The organism is Amphritea sp. HPY (genome assembly GCF_050870985.1).
GTDB lineage: Bacteria > Pseudomonadota > Gammaproteobacteria > Pseudomonadales > Balneatricaceae > Amphritea.
On record NZ_CP194015.1, the window covers coordinates 2921818 to 2942254 of the forward strand.

At 51.9% G+C, this 20437-nt stretch carries 18 protein-coding genes; 13 read left to right on the forward strand and 5 right to left on the reverse strand.

The features are described 5' to 3' along the window. Positions 1-390 precede the first annotated feature (390 nt). The 4 genes from ACQUQM_RS12925 to ACQUQM_RS12940 all read left to right on the forward strand — a co-directional run bounded on the left by ACQUQM_RS12925 (position 391) and on the right by ACQUQM_RS12940 (position 6400). Positions 391-1389, forward strand: a complete 999-nt coding sequence (locus tag ACQUQM_RS12925; RefSeq protein ID WP_432470300.1) for an AAA family ATPase — start codon at positions 391-393, stop codon at positions 1387-1389. After that, positions 1376-3139: a cobaltochelatase CobT-related protein gene (locus ACQUQM_RS12930; RefSeq protein ID WP_432470301.1), complete on the forward strand. Its 1764-nt coding sequence runs from the start codon at positions 1376-1378 to the stop codon at positions 3137-3139. Before ACQUQM_RS12925 ends, ACQUQM_RS12930 begins: the two co-directional genes overlap by 14 nt. A 1288-nt stretch (positions 3140-4427) precedes the next feature. Continuing rightward, positions 4428-5759, forward strand: coding sequence for a Na+/H+ antiporter NhaC family protein (locus tag ACQUQM_RS12935; protein ID WP_432470302.1), 1332 nt, complete (start codon positions 4428-4430; stop codon positions 5757-5759). A gap of 179 nt (positions 5760-5938) precedes the next feature. Continuing rightward, positions 5939-6400 (forward strand): YHS domain-containing (seleno)protein, encoded by a 462-nt coding sequence (locus ACQUQM_RS12940; RefSeq protein WP_432470303.1) that lies wholly within the window; start codon positions 5939-5941, stop codon positions 6398-6400. A 194-nt stretch (positions 6401-6594) separates the two neighbouring features. Here ACQUQM_RS12940 and ACQUQM_RS12945 read toward each other — a convergent pair whose 3' ends face one another. Then, entirely contained in the window at positions 6595-7776 is a 1182-nt protein-coding gene (locus tag ACQUQM_RS12945; protein ID WP_432470305.1) for an MFS transporter, read from the reverse strand. Between the two features lie 359 nt (positions 7777-8135). Here ACQUQM_RS12945 and ACQUQM_RS12950 point away from each other — a divergent pair, with 359 nt between their 5' ends. From ACQUQM_RS12950 to ACQUQM_RS12985, 8 genes are all read left to right on the forward strand, one after another. After that, the gene (locus ACQUQM_RS12950) at positions 8136-8933 is read left to right on the forward strand and encodes an AraC family transcriptional regulator (protein WP_432470306.1); all 798 of its coding nucleotides are present in this window, start codon (positions 8136-8138) and stop codon (positions 8931-8933) included. A gap of 211 nt (positions 8934-9144) precedes the next feature. Beyond that, complete coding sequence (locus ACQUQM_RS12955) at positions 9145-9315, forward strand: hypothetical protein (protein WP_432470307.1); 171 nt, start codon at positions 9145-9147, stop codon at positions 9313-9315. Between the two features lie 306 nt (positions 9316-9621). Then, on the forward strand, positions 9622-10719 hold the full coding sequence (locus ACQUQM_RS12960; RefSeq protein WP_432470308.1) for a TRAP transporter substrate-binding protein: 1098 nt from the start codon (positions 9622-9624) through the stop codon (positions 10717-10719). A 366-nt stretch (positions 10720-11085) separates the two neighbouring features. Next, the gene (locus tag ACQUQM_RS12965) at positions 11086-11427 is read left to right on the forward strand and encodes a DUF2956 domain-containing protein (RefSeq protein WP_432470309.1); all 342 of its coding nucleotides are present in this window, start codon (positions 11086-11088) and stop codon (positions 11425-11427) included. 66 nt (positions 11428-11493) lie between these two features. Beyond that, complete coding sequence (locus ACQUQM_RS12970; protein WP_432470310.1) at positions 11494-11913, forward strand: hypothetical protein; 420 nt, start codon at positions 11494-11496, stop codon at positions 11911-11913. 162 nt (positions 11914-12075) lie between these two features. Beyond that, the gene (locus tag ACQUQM_RS12975; protein ID WP_432470311.1) at positions 12076-12783 is read left to right on the forward strand and encodes a HupE/UreJ family protein; all 708 of its coding nucleotides are present in this window, start codon (positions 12076-12078) and stop codon (positions 12781-12783) included. After that, entirely contained in the window at positions 12780-13322 is a 543-nt protein-coding gene (locus ACQUQM_RS12980; RefSeq protein WP_432470312.1) for a hypothetical protein, read from the forward strand. The genes ACQUQM_RS12975 and ACQUQM_RS12980 overlap by 4 nt, the downstream gene beginning before the upstream one ends. Before the next feature lie 274 nt (positions 13323-13596). Beyond that, positions 13597-14166, forward strand: coding sequence for an NnrU family protein (locus ACQUQM_RS12985; RefSeq protein ID WP_432470313.1), 570 nt, complete (start codon positions 13597-13599; stop codon positions 14164-14166). A gap of 306 nt (positions 14167-14472) precedes the next feature. Here the strand turns inward: ACQUQM_RS12985 and ACQUQM_RS12990 are convergent, their stop codons facing one another. The 3 genes from ACQUQM_RS12990 to ACQUQM_RS13000 form a co-directional block, all read right to left on the reverse strand. Beyond that, positions 14473-15105 carry a 3'-5' exonuclease gene (locus ACQUQM_RS12990; RefSeq protein WP_432470314.1) on the reverse strand — a complete coding sequence of 211 codons (633 nt, stop codon included), beginning with the start codon at positions 15103-15105 and terminating at the stop codon, positions 14473-14475. 67 nt (positions 15106-15172) lie between these two features. Continuing rightward, positions 15173-15844, reverse strand: coding sequence for a DUF1456 family protein (locus ACQUQM_RS12995; protein WP_432470315.1), 672 nt, complete (start codon positions 15842-15844; stop codon positions 15173-15175). Between the two features lie 354 nt (positions 15845-16198). Continuing rightward, positions 16199-18253 carry an NAD(P)-binding protein gene (locus ACQUQM_RS13000; protein ID WP_432470316.1) on the reverse strand — a complete coding sequence of 685 codons (2055 nt, stop codon included), beginning with the start codon at positions 18251-18253 and terminating at the stop codon, positions 16199-16201. Between the two features lie 149 nt (positions 18254-18402). Here ACQUQM_RS13000 and ACQUQM_RS13005 point away from each other — a divergent pair, with 149 nt between their 5' ends. Then, positions 18403-19362, forward strand: a complete 960-nt coding sequence (locus tag ACQUQM_RS13005) for a LysR substrate-binding domain-containing protein (protein WP_432470317.1) — start codon at positions 18403-18405, stop codon at positions 19360-19362. Positions 19363-19407: 45 nt separating this feature from the next. On the opposite strand, the gene ACQUQM_RS13010 is transcribed toward ACQUQM_RS13005, so the two are convergent. Then, positions 19408-20103 (reverse strand): CBS domain-containing protein, encoded by a 696-nt coding sequence (locus ACQUQM_RS13010; protein ID WP_432470318.1) that lies wholly within the window; start codon positions 20101-20103, stop codon positions 19408-19410. Positions 20104-20437: the final 334 nt, after the last annotated feature.

The following is a 20437-nucleotide window of genomic DNA, read 5'->3' on the forward strand; positions in this document are numbered from 1 at the left end:
GCCTGATCAATCGCGACGAGGTACCCGATGGGGCATGCCAGCGTCGCTCCCACAAGCGATCTTTTTGGCAGAAAGACTCTATTCCCATTTCTCTTACGCAGAAAAAAGCCAAGAATAATGACTGGCGAACTTAAGAACGATTGTATGCTTTTTCTAGCCACTAGCAGGAAGGCCTGCCTTCCGTTCTAGCAAGTCGCGAAGCGACGTTCTAGCCACTGCCTTTTTGCTTTTTCTAGCCACTAGCTAGCCGAACTTGTTCGGCGGTCTAGCTACTAGCAAGCGGCGAAGCCGCGATCTGGCTTTATAGAAAGCCCACAACTGGCCCATTCCCCGGCCCTGCATATTCCCTAAACTGGTACCAACTATAAATTCCCAAGGTGCAGCCTTCCTATGTCCGATATTAAGATTGATCAGCCAGATACCATGGTCTCCGTAAGGGATGTGTTCGGTATCGATACCGACCTTAAGGTGCCAGCCTTCAGTGAGCGGGATGATCATGTACCGGAGATCGACACCGCCTATCAGTTCAACCCGGAAGTGACGCTGGCGATTCTGGCTGGTTTCAGTCGCGACCGCCGGGTGATGGTGCAGGGTCTGCATGGTACCGGTAAGTCGACCCATATCGAGCAGGTCGCAGCACGCCTTAACTGGCCCTGTGTGCGGATCAATCTTGATGGTCATATCAGCCGTCTCGACCTGGTGGGTAAAGACACCATCGTACTCAAAGACGGCAAGCAGATAACTGAGTTTCAGGAAGGTATCGTACCCTGGGCGCTGCGCCGTCCGACCGCGCTGATCTTTGATGAGTTCGATGCAGGTCGTCCCGACGTGATGTTTGTTATCCAGCGTATTCTTGAGCGTGACGGTAAGTTCACCCTGCTGGACCAGAACGAAGTGATCCATCCGCATAAACAGTTCCGCCTGTTTGCGACTTCCAACACTATCGGTCTGGGTAACAGCACCGGCCTGTACCACGGCACCCAGATGATTAACCAGGCCCAGATGGACCGCTGGAATATAGTCACCACCCTGAACTACCTGCCGACCGAAGATGAAGTGAAGATCGTTCAGGCCCGTGTTAACAGCATGGACAGCCCAGAAGGCACAGAGCTGGCACGCTCTATGATCGCCGTGGCCGATATGACCCGTAACAGCTTTGCCGCAGGTGATATCTCTACCCTGATGTCGCCGCGTACCGTGATTTCATGGGCCGAGAATATCGAGATATTCCGTGACCCTGCCATCGCTTTCCGCCTGTCGTTCCTGAATAAGTGTGACGAAGCCGAACGGCCGATGATCGCTGAATTCTTCCAGCGCTGCTTCGACCAGGAACTGACTGATTCCTGGGCTCATAAGGCGTCCGGAGTGATGTCCAGTGAGCAACACTAATACCGGTTACGATCCGAAACCTGTTCCGCAGCAGCCGCGTCAGGAAAAGCTTCAGCAGCAAGTTGAAGAGCTCTGCGGTGCCAGCGTCCGGGGTTACTCCGGCGTCAGCGGCTTCAGGTTTCGCGGCCATCGCCCGGAACTGAATGGTGGCCCTTCCGGCATCCGTGCGCCACACCTGCGCACCGATCTGGAAAAAGACGACTTCCAGTCTTTCCGCGGCGCCGCCGACGGCATCGCCCTGCGTCTGAAGCATAGCGATAGCGAACTGCACCGCAGCCTGATGCCCGAGAGCGATGTCGGGCAGATGATCTTCGAACTGCTGGAGCAACTGCGGGTCGAGGCATTGGTCGATCCCGCCCACCCCGGTGCCAAGCGCAATATCGAACACCGCTTCGAGTCATGGTGCATGCAGCTACACGCCGCCAACATGACCGAAAACAATGTCGGCCTGATGATCTACACCGTCGCACAGATGGTCTGGACCCGGCTTTCCGGCAAACCGGTTATCGAAGTCACCGAAGACCTGATCGAACCCCATCGAATGATGCTCGCGCCCCATGTCGGCAGCTTTCTTGTGGGCATGCGTCGTAATATCCGAGACCAAAAAGTATTTGCCGAAAATGCTTTAGGCGTCGCTCAGGTCGTCGATGAGCTGGTCGGCTTTCTCGATGAAAACGAGAAAGACAGCGAAGATGACGACGAAGTAATCAAAAGCAACTTCGGCCTGCTGCTGGAATCGGAAAGCGAATCCGAAGGTGAAATGCCAACCAGTACCGGCCGCACCACCCGCTCCGAATACCGCGAACTTCTGGCCCAACTGGCAGGCTATAAAGTCTGGTCCCGGGAAAATGACCGTATTATCACCGCAGAAAAACTGGTCGCCGCTTTCCTGCGCACCCGATATCGCGACCAGCTGGATGAACGCATCAAAGGTCAGGGCGTGAACGTCCCCCGCCTCGCCCGCCAGTTGCAAATGATTCTTTCCGCACCGGAGCTGGATGGCTGGAATTTCGGCGAAGAGGAAGGCTACCTCGATGCCCGCCGCCTCAGCCGTCTGGTGACTTCGCCGGACTATCGTCAGCTGTTCCGCAAAGAACGCTATCAACCGCACAGCAACTGCCTGGTTACCTTCCTGCTGGATAACTCCGGGTCAATGAAGGAGCATATCGGCTCCATCGCCATGCTCATCGAAATCATGACCAAAGCACTGGAACAAGCCGGAGCCAGTACCGAGATCCTGGGCTTTACCACCCGTAGCATTCAGGGTGGCAAAACCTTTAAGCGTTGGCGCTCATCACCCGACAAAGAGCCAAATCCCGGCCGTCTGGCTGAGACCGAACACATCATCTACAAAGATGCCGATACCCCGTTCAAACGCGCCCGGCAGAATATCGCGGCGATGATGAAGCCGGATATCTTCAAGGAAGGGGTCGATGGCGAAGCCCTGCTCTGGGCCGCCGAGCGCATGAGCGGTCGCCCGGAAGAACGCAAGATCCTGATCGTACTGTCCGACGGCTCGCCAATGGAATCCGCCACCGCCCAGAATAACGAGCCGGACTTCATGGACAACCACCTGCGCCAAGTTGCGACTATGCTCGAAGCCCGCGGCGATATGGAACTCTACGCACTGGGCTTTGGCCTGGATCTGAGCACCTACTACCGCAACTCGCTTGAGCTGGATCTGCCGGAGGTTTTAGAAAATAGTGTGTTTAAGGATATTCTTAAGATGTTGGAGAGGCGGCGGCGATAAACGCAGTGGCTAGAACGTCGCTTCGCGACTCGCTAGAACGCGGCTCCGCCGCTGCTAGTGGCTAGAAAAATCAAAAGCTAAAAACCTTCTTAACTAATGCTGCGCCAGACTCCATCTCATCACTTTGTAAGAACGCTAGGGTGATCTGAGCGCAGCGATGCCCAACATCAAGAATTAAATTTACTCTGAGCCTATTTACTGCAGTGACTAGAACGTCGCTACGCGACTCGCTAGAACGGAAGGCAAGCCTTCCTGCTAGTGGCTAGAAAAATCAAAAACAAAAAGCCTTCTTAATTATTGCTGCGCCAGACTCCATCTCATCACTTTGTAAGAACGCTAGGGTGATCTGAGCGCAGCGATGACCAACATCAAGAAATTAATTTTACTCTGACCCGGTTAATTAAAGCAGTGGCTAGATCGCCGCTACGCGGCTAGCTAGAACGGAAGGCAAGCCTTCCTGCTAGTGGCTAGAAAAATCAAAAGCTAAAAGCCTTCTTAATTGTTGCTGCGCTAGGTCTCACCCTCACTCTGTAAGAAACGTAGGTTGGTCTGAGTGCAGCGATGCCCAACATCAAGAAATTAATTTTACTCTGGCCCGGTTAATTAAAGCAGTGGCTAGATCGCCGCTGCGCGACTTGCTAGAACGGAAGGCAAGCCTTCCTGCTAGTGGCTAGAAAAATCAAAAGCTAAAAGCCTTCTTAATTGTTGCTGCGCCAGACTCCACCTCTTCACCTTGTAAGAACGGTAGGTTGGTCTGAGCGTAGCGATGCCCAACATCTAGAAATTAATTTTACTCTGAGCCTATTTACTGCAGTGACTAGAACGTCGCTACGCGACTCGCTAGAACGGAAGGCAAGCCTTCCTGCTAGTGGCTAGAAAAATCAAAAACAAAAAGCCTTCTTAATTATTGCTGCGCCAGATTCCACCTCTTCACCTTGTAAGAACGGTAGGTTGGTCTGAGCGCAGCGATGCCCAACATCAAACTCGACCTTAGATATTCCTTATAGTTATTTAATATTAATTTCTTATAACAAAACTAATCAATCTCAGATTAAATCATTATTAGCTCTGATGCCCCGTCTGAGTATAATGCCGTCATTCATTGTGGGACGGCCCTACCCGGTCTGTTTTCCCGCCTCTGTAGAGCCCTGTGTTCCAAAAGAATGACAGGATTTTAATGCTATTTCTGCTTATCGGCAGAGCAGGAACTCTAATTTAACCCAACCTTTTCCGGCATCCCTACGGTTAATGCGTTGTGCAAGAGTTTCGCTAATCTGGAAGTCATAAGATGAGAGCCAATCCGCTCGCTTTATTGCCCTTACTGCTATTCCTGGCCCTGTTTATCGGCAGCGGCGTCTATTACCAATCACAGAATGTTGATTTCGCTTTCTACCAGATCTCGGCCCCGGTGGCGATTCTGCCGGCTATCGTGCTGGCGCTGCTGCTCGGTCGCGGTGAACTGAACAAACGGCTGGAAACCTTTATTCAGGGTGTTGGTGACAGCAATATCATCACCATGTGCCTGATCTACTTGTTGGCAGGCGCTTTCGCAAGCGTCGCTAAAGCGGTCGGCGGTGTCGATGCCACAGTTAACTTTGGCTTGAGCATTATTCCGAGTGAGCTGGTACTGCCCGGCCTGTTCGTTATTACCGCCTTTATCGCAACAGCGATGGGTACCTCGATGGGTACTATTGCCGCTATGGCGCCGATTGCGCTGGGGCTTACAGAAGTCAGTGATCTGTCGCTGCCGCTGTGTATCGGTGCTGTTGTTGGTGGTGCGATGTTCGGCGATAACCTGTCGATAATCTCCGATACCACTATCGCCGCAACCCGCTCCCAGGGCTGTGAGATGCGCGATAAATTCCGCATGAATTTTAAAATCGCCATGCCTGCCGCAATGATTACGCTAATCTGGCTCTATCTGCAGGGCTCTGATGCTGTAATCTCACAGGCAACCGACTATGAGCTGATTAAAGTACTACCTTATCTGGCGGTGCTGACGCTGGCGTTAGCCGGAGTGAATGTTCTGCTGGTACTGTTCACAGGTATCGTTATGGCCGGGGTGATCGGCCTCGGTAACCTGCCTGATTACACCGTTGCGCAATGGTCCAAAGATATCTACAGCGGCTATACCGGCATGCAGGAGATTATGATCCTGTCCCTGTTCATCGGCGGCCTTGGCGCACTGATGAAAGCCCAGGGCGGATTGGAATTCCTCGCCCGCGCTATCGAACGTCTGACCAGCAGAGGCAAAGAGTCAACAGCCTCTACCCGCAGTGGCGAAATAGGCATCAGCGCCGCTGTAGCGCTAACCAACGCCTGCACCGCCAACAACACCGTATCCATCATCATCTGCGGCGGTCTGGCGAAGGATATCGCTGAGCGTAATAACGTCGATGCTAAGAGGAGCGCCTGCCTGCTGGATATATTTTCCTGCGTAGTCCAGGGCCTGCTGCCCTACGGCGCTCAGGTACTGCTGGCGGGATCTATCGCCGGTCTGTCACCGCTGGTTGTGATTGGTAACATTCACTACAGCTGGCTGTTGGGGGTGGTTGCGGTTGGCACTATTGTTTTTGGCGCGCGTGGGCGGAAAGCTGAGGGGGCTGTAGCTGTTAACTAAAAAGTGGCTAGACCGCGGCTTTGCCGCTAGCTAGAACACGCTTCGCGCTGCTAGTGGCTAGAAAAAGCGTACCAGCAGTTGCTCGTTGCTGCGTTCGAGCCACCAGCGGCTTTTCCCACTTTGTTTGTTTATACTTGCGTTACACCGTGTTCACGGATCATTAATTACAGGGAGTACTAATGAACAAATTACTATTTTCCATTCTACTGACATTGCTCAGTTGCGTCGCTATGTCAGCGGAGCCGGTGAGTAAGAGTTACTGGGGCGGTGTGGCGATAGAGAGTCACGATACGGTGGCGTATCACTCGGCTGAGGTCAGGGAAAAGCATGCTGAAGTTATCGGCGAAGAGCGCTTCACGGTTGAATGGGGTGGCGCTAAGTGGCACTTTGCCAGTCAGGAATCGGCAGATAAGTTTGCCGCTGATCCATTGCGCTATAAGCCGGAGTACAACGGTCATTGCGCCAATGCGCTAAGCCTTAGTGAGGGGCTGGTAAAAACCGACGGTACCGTATGGGAGTTTTTCGGTGAGGAGCTACACTTGTTCTACGCCGAGCGAGGCCGCCAACGCTGGTTAAATGGCGATTGGAAAGCCTACAAACAAGACGCCAATAAAGCCTGGAAAGAACTCACCCAGGACTAACTACAAGCTAAGTCCGAAAGCCTTCTTAATTATCGGCACAATTCTCTCGCTCCGGAACAGTTAAGAAGGCTGTTAAGTTTTTTCTAGCTTGATGTTGGGCATCGTTGCGCTCCGACCAACCTACAGATCCTACGAAGAGCCGGAGTTTGCCGCACCATTATCATCAATTAAGAAGGCTCTTTCGTTTTTTCTAGCTACTGCGGTGCGGCCGCACCGGTCTTCCAAACAACCTCCCTTCCCGGCTCTGGCACAGAGGGAATTAAACGAGCTAATACGAGCGAGACCCCACCCATCGCAGCACCGGTGAGGAATACTGCAGCCGGGGATATCATCCACAACAGGCCATAGGCTGCAGGCAGGACCACTGCTGCAACATGGTTAATAGAGAATGCCACACCCGCTGTCGAGGCCATATCTTTCGGATCGGCGATCTTCTGCAGATAGGTCTTCTGCGCGATCGCCATAGAAAACAGCAGGTGATCTGCTATATACAAACCCACAGCGATCCAGGGGTTGCTGACAAACGCATAGGCAGAGAAGACAATTATCAAACCGATATACTCCAGGGTCAGAGCCTTACGCTCGCCCCAGTGGCCGATCAGCTTGCCGATTTTAGGCGCCAGAATCATATTCAGGGCGCCATTAGCCAGAAACATGATCGATATTTCCCCCGCTGAGAAACCAAACTTCTCCACCATCAGAAAACCGGCAAAGACCACGAAGATCTGGCGGCGGGCACCGCCCATAAAGGTCAGTGCGTAGTAGAGCCAGTAACGTTTACGCAGAATCAGTTTCTTATGCTGTTCTACTTTCTCAGGAATACGCGGGAATACGGTCCAGCAAAACAGGGTGATGGCGATGGTGATACCACCGCCCAGCAGGTACACAATTTCCATCTCAATATTCAGAACATCCAGCGCCAGCCAGATCAGGCCAAAGGCAACTAAACTGGAAAATGAACGGATCGCCACCAGCTGTCCGAGTTTGTGCGCCGCTTCATCTTTATCAAACCACTGCAATGACAATGACTGGTTGATGGTTTCGTAATAATGGAAGCCAAGTGACATCAGCACTGTCGTACAATAGAGCCCTATTTCCGAGGGAAAAAACCCGGTTACTGCGGTACCGATCCCCAGTAATAACATGGATGTTAAGGCCAGCGTCTGCTCGCGCATCAAGACCAGCAGCAGTACCGCGCCAAAAGCCAGAAAGCCGGGAATCTCACGCAGAGATTGCAGGATACCGATCTCAACACCGCCGAATGAAGCACGTTCTATGGCGAAGTTATTCAGCAGCGCCTGCCACACACCAAAGGAGACTGGCATAGCAGCGGCTAATAAAAACAGAAACATCTCAGGCCGGCGGGAAAGATTCACTTCAAAACTCCTCTGTTCTCACCGGCTTTAGTGCGGGTGAATCTTAGTAGCTAGATCGGTTGAGATCAGTGGCTGGATCGCGGCTTCGCCGCTAGCTAGAACGCGCTTCGCGCTTGCTAGTGGCTAGAAAAAACCTTCTTACGAAGCTAATCCTGTTAAAAGAAACTCCGTACTCTGTAAGATTGCTTTTTTGCTTTTTTGCTTTTTCTAGCAAGTCGCTCTGCGACGTCTAGCCACTAGCAAGTGGCGTAGCCACGTTCTAGCTACCTGTCTGTTGTTCCTACTTTAAATCTGAAGCGATTTGTCGTATACCCTATGTTATGCCAACTTATATCGAGAAACAGACAAGACTGCCACAAGTGCCCAAGCACTGGACCCGCTTTGATGGCATCAACAGCCCCAGGATTGAAGAAACGCCCAGGACAGTCGTGGTACGTCAGGTTAGCCACGAACCCGGGGCGTATGCGCCTTATCACAGCCATGGCTGGGGCCAGTTACTATTCATTTACGAAGGATTGATGCAGGTATCGGCTAAGGATATCGGTTACTGGGTTGTGCCTCCCCAGCGGGCAGTATGGATTCCCGCCTTCACAGAACACGACGCCCGCACGATCCACTCAGTGCAGATGCGTAATGTCTATATCGCACCGCAGGCAGCCAGCGCTCTGCCGGACCATTGCCAGGTTATTCATATCACTCCCCTGTTGCGGGAGCTGATTCTGGCAATTGGGGATTTTGCTACGCTGTATGATGAGGCTGGCGCAGAAGGCCGGCTGGTGAAAGTCTTTCTGGATCAGCTGCAAACCACTCCCGAAGTACCGCTGTATCTGCCCCGTCCTACCAGTAAAATGTTGCAAAAGATTGCCGGCACTTTAGCCGAACAGCCTGCCGATCAGCGTTCGATGGATGACTGGGCTGTTGAACTAGGTACCAGTGCCCGTTCGCTGGCGCGGCATTTTCGTCAGGAAACCGGAATGACCTTCGGTCAGTGGCGACAACAGGCCAGACTGCTGTCAGCCATCACCCGGATTGCTCAGGGTGATGCGATCGCCAATGTCGCTCTGGATCTTGGCTACAGCAGCCAGAGCGCCTTTATCTCTATGTTCAAAAAAGCCCTGGGTAAAACACCTGGACGGTATTTTGAAAGCAGTCGCTAGAACGCGCTTCGCGCTCGCCAGACGCCACTGCGTGGCTTGCTAGTAGCTCGAAAAAGCATACAAGCCTTCTTTATTGATAGTCGTGGTGTAGCAAACTCAGGCTCTTCGTAAGAAAGGTAGATTGGTCGGAGCTCAGCGATGCCAAACAGTCCTTGTTTAACGGCTTTCATATTCGTATATTCGCGGTATTAAATTTTACAGAGAGAATCTGATGTCCAAAGTTACAGTGAAGTTTGAGTACGAAAAGGAAACCAAAAACAGCGTGCGTTATCAGGAAGTACCCGCAGAAGGGCAGGCGCCGATCATGGGCTCACTGTATGTACAGAAGTGGTTTGCGGGTAGCAGTAAGACTCTGGAAATCACGGTTGAGAAAAAGGATTAGAAGTCGTCCGTCGTGGCTCGAAAAGCCTTCTAAGATGAGCATGCTGTTGAAGAGGAATTCTTTCTTTGTAAGTAAGTGAGGATTGTTGGGCTTCGCTGCGCTCAGGCCAACCTACCGATCTTGCGAAGCGATGGAGCAAGCCGCAAATACTTATATACATTAAGAAGGTTATTACGCTTTTTCGAGCTACGAGCAACGAATAACGAGCGACTGATTTTTGGCTTTTCCAGCTACGAGCGACGTATTTTTACCCTACACTGACTTCATGTAACCCATCTTAGCCGTTGGACAAACATGGAGTTAAAGATGAGCAGAGCAAGCCCGTTACGTCACATTTCGCAGGCGCTGACTCTCAGTTTGGTGACTGCATCCATTTTAGCGCCACTGCAGGCTTCTGACAGCATTAATAAGACCCGACTAAAGGTACCACTGGCATTCACCTCCGCACTGCCGGCTGTCAAAAGCTCTATATTGTGGGTCGCCGATCAGGCGCCCATCATTAGTAACGGCTCCCTGCAGATTAAAACCTATGAGCCGGGGAAGCTGGTTGCGCCTTTTGAAATTCTTGATGCTGTCTCGACCGGTAAGGTCAATGCAGGCTTCGCTATTTCCGGCTACTGGGCGGGTAAAATTCCTGCCGCAAATATCTTCTCTTCCGTGCCCTTTGGCCCGGAGAGTGGTGAGTTCATGGCCTGGTTGTACTACGGCAACGGCCTGAAACTGTACCAGCAGATGTATGATCAGGCCGGTTATGCAGTGAAAGTCATCCCTTGCGCGATTCTTGCACCCGAGAGTGGTGGCTGGTTTAAGCAGCAGATTAACAAGCCCGAAGATCTCAAAGGCCTGAACATGCGTTTTTACGGCCTCGGCGGCAAGGTTTTCAGCAAGCTGGGCGCATCGGTATCGCTGATTCCCAGTTCCGAGATCTATCCGGCCCTTGAGCGCGGCGCGATCGACGCCACGGAATTCTCCCAGCCAGCCATCGATCAGATGCTGGGCTTTCACAAGATCGCCAAATATAACTACTTTCCCGGCTGGCACCAGCAGGCCAGCGTGATCGAGTTACTGATCAATAACAATACGTGGCAAGGCATGCATCTCAGCCAGCAGGCTACCCTTGAAGCCCTGTGCAAGGCTGCGATGACCAATACCTTAGCTCAGGGTGAGGCGATACAATATCAGGCGATGCAGAAGAATGAGCATGAGCGCGGTGTCACCAACCTCTACTGGAATTCCGAAATGCTGTCGCTATTCGAAACAACCTGGCAGCAGGTGGTCAGCGAAGAATCCGAGGATCCGTTCTTCAAGACCGTATGGGACGACCTGTCAGCATTCCGCAAAAATTACGACCTATGGCAACGCCACGCCTTCCTGCCACGGCAAACCGGCCGTTTAGCGGAATAACGGTCTGTGGACGGGACAATTTTCAAGAAGCCGTTTTGCTTTTGACTTTTCCAGCCACGAGCAAGCGGCAAAGCCGCGTTCTATCACCAATATTCCTCGGCATCATATTGTTGGGCTTCGCTGCGCTCAGACCAACCTACCGTTCTTACAAAGTGAAGAGGTTGAGTCTGGCGGAGCAATAATTAAGAAGGCTTTTTGCTTTTGATTTTTCTAGCCACTAGCAGGAAGGCTTGCCTTCCGTTCTAGCTAGCCGCGCAGCGGCGGTCTAGCTAGCTAAACTTGTTTAGCGGTCTGCTTTTAAAGGCCTGCCTTTATTGGTCTGAATTTCAGGTTATACTTCGCCCTATCAGTCGACAGGAATTAATCATGGCCAGAAATCCCAAAAGCGGCTCCGGGGCAGTCTCCGAAGCAACCAAAACCGAAGCGGCAAAAATTGCCAAAGCTACGCAAAAACCTGGTCAGACCAAGGAACAGACCAAGCTGATCGCGCAAGGAATTCAAAAAGGCATCGATCAATACAAGAAGCAGCATAAAGCAAAGTCGCGGGAGCTGGATAAACAGCGTAAAAAGTACCAGATACATAATTCCACAACGGCTGATGAGTCTGAAATAACTGAGCCACAGGAAACCGGATCCGGCAGTAAACTGCCATGGATTCTGCTTATATTGTCATGGCTACTGTTTGCCGCTTACATAACCCTGGCCTGATTCCTGTTTTCGGCTAATGCACTGCTACTTTTCGAGTAACGAGCTACTTTAGCGGTTGGATATTTTATGTCTCTGACACCTTTCTACTCCCTGCCAGAATTAGAAACCGAGCCATTCCCGGACTGGTCATACGTGTGTCAGAACACCAATGGCCAGGCATCACTACTTCTGGTCTATGCCACTAAGCGTGACTTCCTGTCGGTGCCTAAAACTTACGCTGTGGTGGAGTTCAGAGACAGTGAAGAGATTCCGTTAGAGCTTCACTCAATGGCGATTGAAGAGTATCTGGAAGATACCGAACTGGAAATTGAAGAAGAGACTGCGGGGATCTTTGAACTGGATGCTGCTGACGATTATCAGATAATTCTGCTGCTCAACAATATCACTGCTTTAGAGATCGCTTGCGCCAGCTTTACTCTGCATCAGGAGATCTACCACACGGCAAACTCCCGCGTCGCTTTGGCGCAGTACCTTAGTTCCTGTTGAAATAAGCTGTTGGGCTTCGCTACGCTCAGACCAACCTACCTTTCTTTCGAATACCGAAGACTACTTCAACCCTAAAGTACTATCCCTGCACGCCTATCAGCCAATATATGTTTTCTTTTTGCCCGGGTACCCTGCTATTTGGTCAGAGGTCTAAGAGGTGCATTGGTTATTTATATATTTACAGCAAAGCGTACCTGTTACCTGCTGACACTTCTTATCTTCAGTTTTTCCGGCGCGGTATTCGGCCATGGTGTAGACGCCAATACTGAGCAATTCCTGCTGGGTAACCAGGGTGTCGCACTTGTGCCGTATCTGTACATTGGCGCCAAGCATATGCTCACTGGCTATGATCATCTGCTATTCCTGATCGGGGTTATCTTCTTCCTCTATCGCAGCAAAGATATTCTGCTCTACGTCAGTCTGTTTACTCTGGGGCATAGCCTGACCCTGCTGTTCGGCGTGCTCCACAACGTTGCGATCAATCCTTATCTGATCGATGCCGTTATCGGCCTGTCGGTAGTTTATAAAGGCTTCGATAATCTGGGAGGCTTTCAGCGTACACTTGGCTTCCAGCCCAATACTAAGATCGCAGTACTGGTTTTCGGTCTGTTTCATGGCTTTGGTCTGGCCAGCAAGTTACAGGACTTTCAGCTACCCGCAGAGGGTTTGCTGGAAAACCTGCTGGCATTTAACCTGGGCGTCGAGCTGGGCCAGTTTATGGCGCTGGGCGCGATCTTAACCCTGATCGCTTTCTGGCGTAGGCATAAAAGTTTTATGCACTTTTCCACTGCTACAAACACCCTGCTAATGAGCGCAGGTATGCTGTTGATCGGTTACCAGTTAACCGGATACTTTGAGGGCACACTATGAATCAACTCACTCCACCGATAGCATCAGCAGCCACCCTGATCAAAGCCTGCATATCCGCGATCAGCCTGGCCGCTGTAGTTTTGACTGTTGCCATATTACCGGCTGAATACAACATCGATCCGACCGGACTGGGTAAGGCGATGGGACTCACCTCACTGGCCTCAGTTGAACCCATTAAGTCAGCTGTTACAGCGGCAAAAGTATCTTATCAAAGTGATACGGTGAGTATTGAGGTACCGCCAATGAGCGGACTTGAATATAAACTGCATTTGCAAAAAAACGCGAAACTGAAGTATCAGTGGAGCAGCGGAAGCGGCAGCAGGTCTGCGCCGATCTATTTCGATTTCCACGGCGAACCGCAGGGTGACAAGACCGGCTATTTTGAAAGTTTCACCATCAGCACAAGCAACGAAATCAGCGGCACCTTAACCGCGCCCTTCGATGGCTCCCACGGCTGGTACTGGAAAAACACCAGCTCCGAACCGATCACCATCAGCCTCAACATCGAAGGCGCATATCAGATTGAAGGGATTAAATAGCAAAGCCGTATTTGTAGTTCAAAAGTTGTTAAGCTTCGCTCCGTTCAGACCAACCTACCAATCTTTGTGGGAGCGACGCCCTCGTCGCGAGAATATGCAGAGCGCTAAACCAATCGCCACGAGGGCGTGACTCCCACATATCTGAGTCTTTACGCTTGTTCTAGCCACTAGCAGCGGCAAAGCCGCGTTCTAGCAAGTCGCGTAGCGACGTTCTATCTACTGCCCTCGTCTATACTACCCAACATGTTAAGTAACCCAAGGGAACGTTACTCCCATGCTATTACTCCTCTCCGGCCTCTTCCTTTTTTTAGGCATCCACTCAATATCAATAGTCGCGCTACCTCTGCGCGAACGTCTGGCAGCCGTCAGTGAGATCGCCTGGAAGCTGTTTTACAGTGTTATCTCTGTGCTTGGTCTGTACCTGATTATTCAGGGCTATGCCGAGCTGAAAACAACAGCAACGCTGCTCTACGTAACCCCGCAATGGACCCGTCACCTGGCAGCATTGTTGCTGTTACCGGTTTTTATTCTGTTCTTTGCACCCTATTTTCCCGGCAAAATAAAATACACCACAAGACACCCACAACTTGTCGCCGTCAAACTCTGGGCTGTTGCCCATTTGCTGGTTAACGGCACAGTGGCAGATGTGCTGCTCTTCGGATCTTTTCTGTTGTGGGCGGTGGCTGACCGCCTCTCTATGAGTAACCGCCCACTGCGCGCAGTACCCAGCGTAATAAAATCTAAAACCAACGATATGATTGTGCTGGTGCTTGGCATAGCGGTGTATCTGGCCACCGCTTTCTGGCTGCACGAAATGCTGTTCGGGGTACGGCCTTTTAATTAAAGCAGCTGCTAGATCGTCGCTCCGCGACTAGCCAGAACGGAAGGCAGGCCTTCCTGCTAGTGGCTAGAAAAAACATTCTTAATCGAGAGCATACTCACGGGGAGATTATTTCTTTGTAAGAAAGTGAAGATTGTTGGGCTTCGCTGCGCTCAGACCAACCTACCGAATTCAATCGCCGCGGGGCGCGCCTCCCACAAGCAGCAACGCTTACGAAGTGAAACAGTAGACCTCGGCACAGCAACAAAAAAGAAGGCTCTTCAAGCTTTTTCTAGCCACTAGCGAGTCACGCAGTGACGTTCTAGCTAGCTACTTGTCTATTAACTGCTCCACAACCTTGCCATGCCCCGCATCTTGTAAACCCTGCAAAATTCGGATGGCGGCGTACGCATCATTCGCGGCATAGAGCAGCTGCGCCGGAGAGAGCTGTTTCAGCGCCCAGTTAGAGGTGGATTGCTTCTTTGATTTCTGGAAACGCTGATTAAACTGCACTGCGATGGCAGATTTTACACCGAGCTGCTTGCGGTAACCCAATTTGCGATAGGCCCGATCCAGGTCAAACAGGGAATGCACAGTGACGCCGAATTTACGCAGCAGATGACTACGGTCGGATTTCAGGCCGAAACCAACTTTAACGACCTCGGCCGATTTCAGAATGCGGCAGATCGCGTCATGGTTTTGAGTATTGTGCAGTTGGAATATATAACCGGTTTTCAGGGTGCTGAACTGGACCACATGGGGGCCACTGGATTCCTGCCCCTTACGGAAAGTAGGCCTGGATTCGGTATCAAAGCCGATAAAACGGCAGCTTTCCAGGTCGACCACTGCGGCATCCAGTTCCTGCTCTGTTTCAGGCAGGACGATCTGCTCCAGGGTTAAACCCCGGAACAGTTCCAATTCGGCGATCTCATCTTTCGAAGGCGGTTGGTATTGTTCAGCCATAATTGATCTTTACTGAAATAGTCCGTTATATAACCAGAGTTTTTAGGTACCGTTTTACTGGCTCAGATTAGTAAGATTTCTTACCGCCTTTGACCGGCGCTTTACCCCACTGAAACTTTTCACCGCCAGAGTTTGACGGCTTAGCTGCGGGAGCTTTCTTAGCGGGTGCTTTTTTATCAGCAGCTTTCTCTGCGACAGGCTTGTTTGCTGCAGGTTCACTTTTAGCCGGGGCTTTTTTAACTGCTGCTTTATCAGTTGGCGATTTATTCGCCTTTGGCTCGCTTTTCCGCTCCCGATGCTGCAGTCCGGTAAGGAAGTTACGCAGAATCTGATCCTGGCATTCGCGGTAATTCTTATGCCCTTCCTTGCGGAAGAAAGCACTCAGTTCGTGCTTACTCACCTGCAAATTGGCTAATGCCATAATCGCCAGAATATCTTCTGCAGTCAGATTGAGGGCGATCTTCAGCTTACGGAAGATAATATTATTGGTAACCCGCCGCTCCGGAACCGGGGCCGGACCATCCTGCTTGCCGCGTTTTTCGACGATCAGACCATTCAGAAAAGTCGCCATCTCCAGATCCGGCAGACGGATGTATTCAGGATCATCGTCTTTCTTCAGCCAATGGTTCAGCTGAACCCGGGTAACCGCAAGGTCAGCCAGGCGAAACACGCCGATCATTTTGGTATCGCTGTAATCGAAGGTGTAACGGATGCGGCGCAGAATATCGTTATTGGTCACGGCTTAGCTCAAAGTATGAAAAGAAAGAAGAAACAGGAAAGCCGCCACTTTAACACAAACCCGCCTGCTAGTTGTCAGGTATCTCGTTGGGCTTCATATTGTTGGGCACCTATTGTTGAACATCCTATTGTTGGGCTTCGCTGCGCTCAGACCAACCTACCAGAAATAATCGCCGCGAGGGCGCGCCTCCCACTGGCGCCGCCCTTGCTTAAGAATGCCAATATCACAGTCCGCACCACTAGTAGTAAAAAAGGCTTTTCCGCTTTTTCTAGCCACTGGCAGGAAGGCTTGCCTTCCGTTCTAGCTAGCCGCGCAGCGGCGGTCTAGCTAGCTAAACTTGTTTAGCGGTCTGCCTTACAAATCTTTAACCAGCCGCAGCGCATCATAAATTGCCGCATGGGTATTGCGTGAAGACACGGCATCCCCGATGCGAAACAGCTGAAACTTGCCTTGCGGATTATTCATCTCCTGTTGCACACGCCCCGCGATCAGGTCATCGTGGTTAACCTCACCCAAATTGGTTGAATGGGGCTTCAGATCGAAATAGATCTCATCCATCGGGATAATGCCGTGGTTAATCACCACCTGATCCACTATCCTCTCCTTCGCCAACTCACCCCACTCTCCGCCCAGATAGTCACTGCCTACCCGCGCTTTAAGCCGTCCATCTTCCCGGACCACATCTTCAAGCCGGTACGTCACTGTAAACGTGACATCCTTCTGCTGCATCGCCCGCATGTAAGGCACCAGGTTCATCGCCATCACTTCAGGCGCAAATGAACGATCCGGGGTCATAATTTCCAGCTCAGCACCGGACTCAGCGATGATCTCAGCCGCCTGCATCGCGGCATGGTCGCCGGCATCGTCAAACAGCAGTACTTTACCAGTTGGCTTCACGTCACCGGCGATAATGTCCCAGGCCGAAACTACCAGGTCATTACCGGTTTTCAGCACTTCAGTATCCGGCAGGCCGCCGGTGGCGATGATCACCACATCGGGATTTTCCGCCAGTATATCTTCTGCTTCGGCCCAGGTATTAAAGCGGAACTCAACATCATGGGCGGCACACTGCGCCATACGCCAGTCGATGATTGAGATCATCTCATGTCGGCGCGGGCTCTGCGCAGTTAGGCGTACCTGGCCACCCGGATCAGACTGCGCTTCAAACACGACCACCTCATGGCCCCGCTCTGCTGCGACCCGAGCCGCTTCAAGTCCACCGGGTCCGGCGCCGACAATCACCACTTTACGGGACTTTTCTGCCTTAGGGATATCATGGGGCATACTCAGCTCGCGACCAGTTGCGGCATTATGAATACAAAATGCATCGCCGGCCTGATAGATCCGATCCAGGCAATACGTCGCGCCGACACAGGGACGAATATCGTCTTCCCGGCCTTCGATGATCTTTTTCACTATATGAGGATCGGCCATGTGAGCTCGGGTCATGCCGATCATATCCAGCTTGCCTTCAGCTATAGCATAACGGGCGGTCGCAACATCGGGAATTTTCGCTGCATGAAATGTCGGGAATCCGGTCGCTTCACGCACCGCAGCGGCAAAATCAAGGTGCGGCGAGTTTTTCATGCCCATCACCGGAATCACATCGGTCAGCGCCGGATCGGTATCGATGCGGCCACGGATAACATTCAGGAAGTCCACCTGGCCGGTATCTTTCAGGCGCCGGGATATATCGATCCCCTCGTCCCGGCTGATGCCACCGGCGACCATCTCATCCGCGGTGTACCGTACCCCGACAATAAACTCATCGCCGACCCGCTTACGAATAGCACTGAGTACATCCAGACTGAAACGCATGCGATTTTCCAGATCACCGCCATAGGACCCATCCAGAGTGTTGGTCAGCGGTGACCAGAACTGGTCCATCAGATGTCCGTAGGCCTGCAGTTCGATACCATCCATACCCGCAGCCTTCATTCGCTCGGCGGCGTCGGCATAGTCTCTGATGATACGATCGATATCCCAGTCTTCCATTTTCTTGGGAAATGCACGATGCGACGCTTCACGGCGATGGGATGGCGATACCACCGGTAGCCAATCACCCTTGGCCCAGCCGGTGCGTCGGCCCAGGTGCGTCAGCTGAATCATCACCGCGGTACCATGCTCATGACACGAATCAGTGACCTGTTTCAACCAGGGTACGACTTCATCTTTGTATGCAAGGATATTGTTAAACACCGGTGGGCTGTCTTTTGATACTGTTGCTGATCCTGCAGTCATAGTCAGCGCAACGCCTGCTTTTGCCCGTGCCTCGTGATAGGCACGATAGCGCTCCTTAGGCATACCATCTTCCGGATAAGCCGGCTCATGAGAGGTGGTCATAATGCGATTCTTCAGCGTCAGGTGCTTGAGCTGATAGGGCTGCAGAAGTGGGTCTTTACTGGTCATTGTTGGCTGCCTGCTAACGGAACGGTCATTGCCGTCACTGGATTATTGTTATCTTTGCCGGAGGCGCGAATCTGGATAGCATTAATTTTTACCGCTATGAAGCGCTCCCTTCAAATGATATTTTGAGGCAGCTCGCATGACTTTTTATCATGCGTAAACAAAGCCAGCAGCAAAAACAAGAGCTATTTCACATGCCAAGCCTGAAACAAAGATTGCCGCCCCTGAGTACCCTGCTAACTTTTCAGGCGGCCGCTCGTCACTTGAGTTTCACCCTGGCCGGTGAGGAGTTGCATGTCACGCAAACGGCTGTCAGCCGACAGATCAGAGGATTGGAAGAGTTTCTTGGCGTTGCCCTGTTTCAACGCGGCCACCGCAGCGTGCAACTGACAGAACCGGGGCAGAAGTTGCTGCAGGCTGTGACTATGGGATTGGAACATATCTCGACAGCCGTCGGTGAAATCCGTAACAGCCCGCCACAAGGTCATCTCACTGTTTCAGCAACCATCGCCTTCGCCTCATTATGGTTAACCCCCCGCCTGATGGAGTTCCAGAAACAGTACCCTGATCTGGAGGTACGTATTCTGGCAACCGACCGGGATATCAACCTGCAGGCTGAAAATGTCGACCTGGCTTTCAGCTGCGGTGATTACGACAAACAGAGCGGTATCAGCTCGACCTATCTTTTTGCCGATGAAATATTTCCCGTGTGCAGCGCCGATTACCTGAGCAAACATGGCCCGGTTAAAAAGCCTGAGGACCTGCTGCAGCATGACCTGCTGCATCTTGATGAAGAGCACTGGCGCGCCATCAGCTGGGAGGCAACCGACTGGTCGGTCTGGCTGAAAAGCCAGGGGGTGGATGGACAAGTTCCGGCACGGGGTTTAAGGGTGAATAACTACCCGCTATTACTGCAAACCGCTATCAACAGCCAGGGGATAGCGCTGGGCTGGAGCCACCTGGTCAGCGACCTGCTGGAGCAGGGGCTATTAGTGCGTCCGCTGCAAGCTTCGCTTTGCACCCAACGCGGTTACTATCTGGCGCAACCGAGCAGTGGCGAGCCGACCGAGGAAGTCAGAATCTTCCGCGACTGGATCTTAGAACAGACTTAAACCGGGAGCAGTCCGGTTCAAGTGATACAAAGTATCGCTAAGCTATCAGGCCTCCAGCATCCAGGGCGGCACCTGTCCCAGAAAGTTTTCAACACTCCTGACACCCGGGGTGTTCTGCGCGGCAATTTCAGCGGCGGTCTTTTCCGCGTCGTTATGTACCAGACCCCATAGCTGAACCACTCCGTCGCTAACAATCACATTAATTCTGCCGGAAACCAGGCCAACCTCCGCTGAAAGTTCCTGTTGCAGGCTTTGTCTTATAGTCCGGTCATCGGTTGAGCCCGAAACACCAAGGTCGGCACCTTTGGCGGTCAGTCCATGCAGTAGGTTTGCGCGACTGACAAGCCCGACTAATTGCCCGTCCCGGGTAACCGGAACACGTTTAACATGGTACTTCTCTAGCAATTGGGCAATCTCATGCAGAGGCGTATCTTCGTGCACCGCAACAACATCGCGGGACATAATCTCCCTTGCCGTACGGCCATGAGTTTTCAGGTAATGGTCGGCATCGTGGCTACTGGACAGGAGGTTCTCAACCCACCATGAGTGACGCTCTTCTGTTTCGTTCTCAGCCCGACGCATCAGGTCGCCTTCACTGACGATGCCCAGCACTTTATTGTCATCATCGATAACAGGGACTGCGCTGATCCGGTGTTGCAATAACAACCCGGCGATCTCCCGGACTTCAGTATCCAGTGAAATCGTGATGACATCGGTGGTCATAATATCTGTTGCATGCATATCTTATCTCCTCACTGAGGGAAGCTGCTGACCAGCCCCTTTGACAGTCAATAAGTCATGTAAAGTATAGATTATTCAGCAACGCATAATTATTACGCCAGGTGATGACGTTTGCTGTGATATCGCTCTTCAAGCCGACGCTTTCTCACTGGCAGGTGTTAAGCTAAAGTGAATAGACGGCAGTGATACTGGCCAGACAAGCTGTCTGAAACCGCCAGTTAACGGTCGTTTCAGCACTACAAATACTGCAGCGAGACTGATCCAGATCAGCATCCTGATCTCAACTTGTGCTATATAGCGTCACTGACATGTCGTAAATAAGCATGTGATAAGG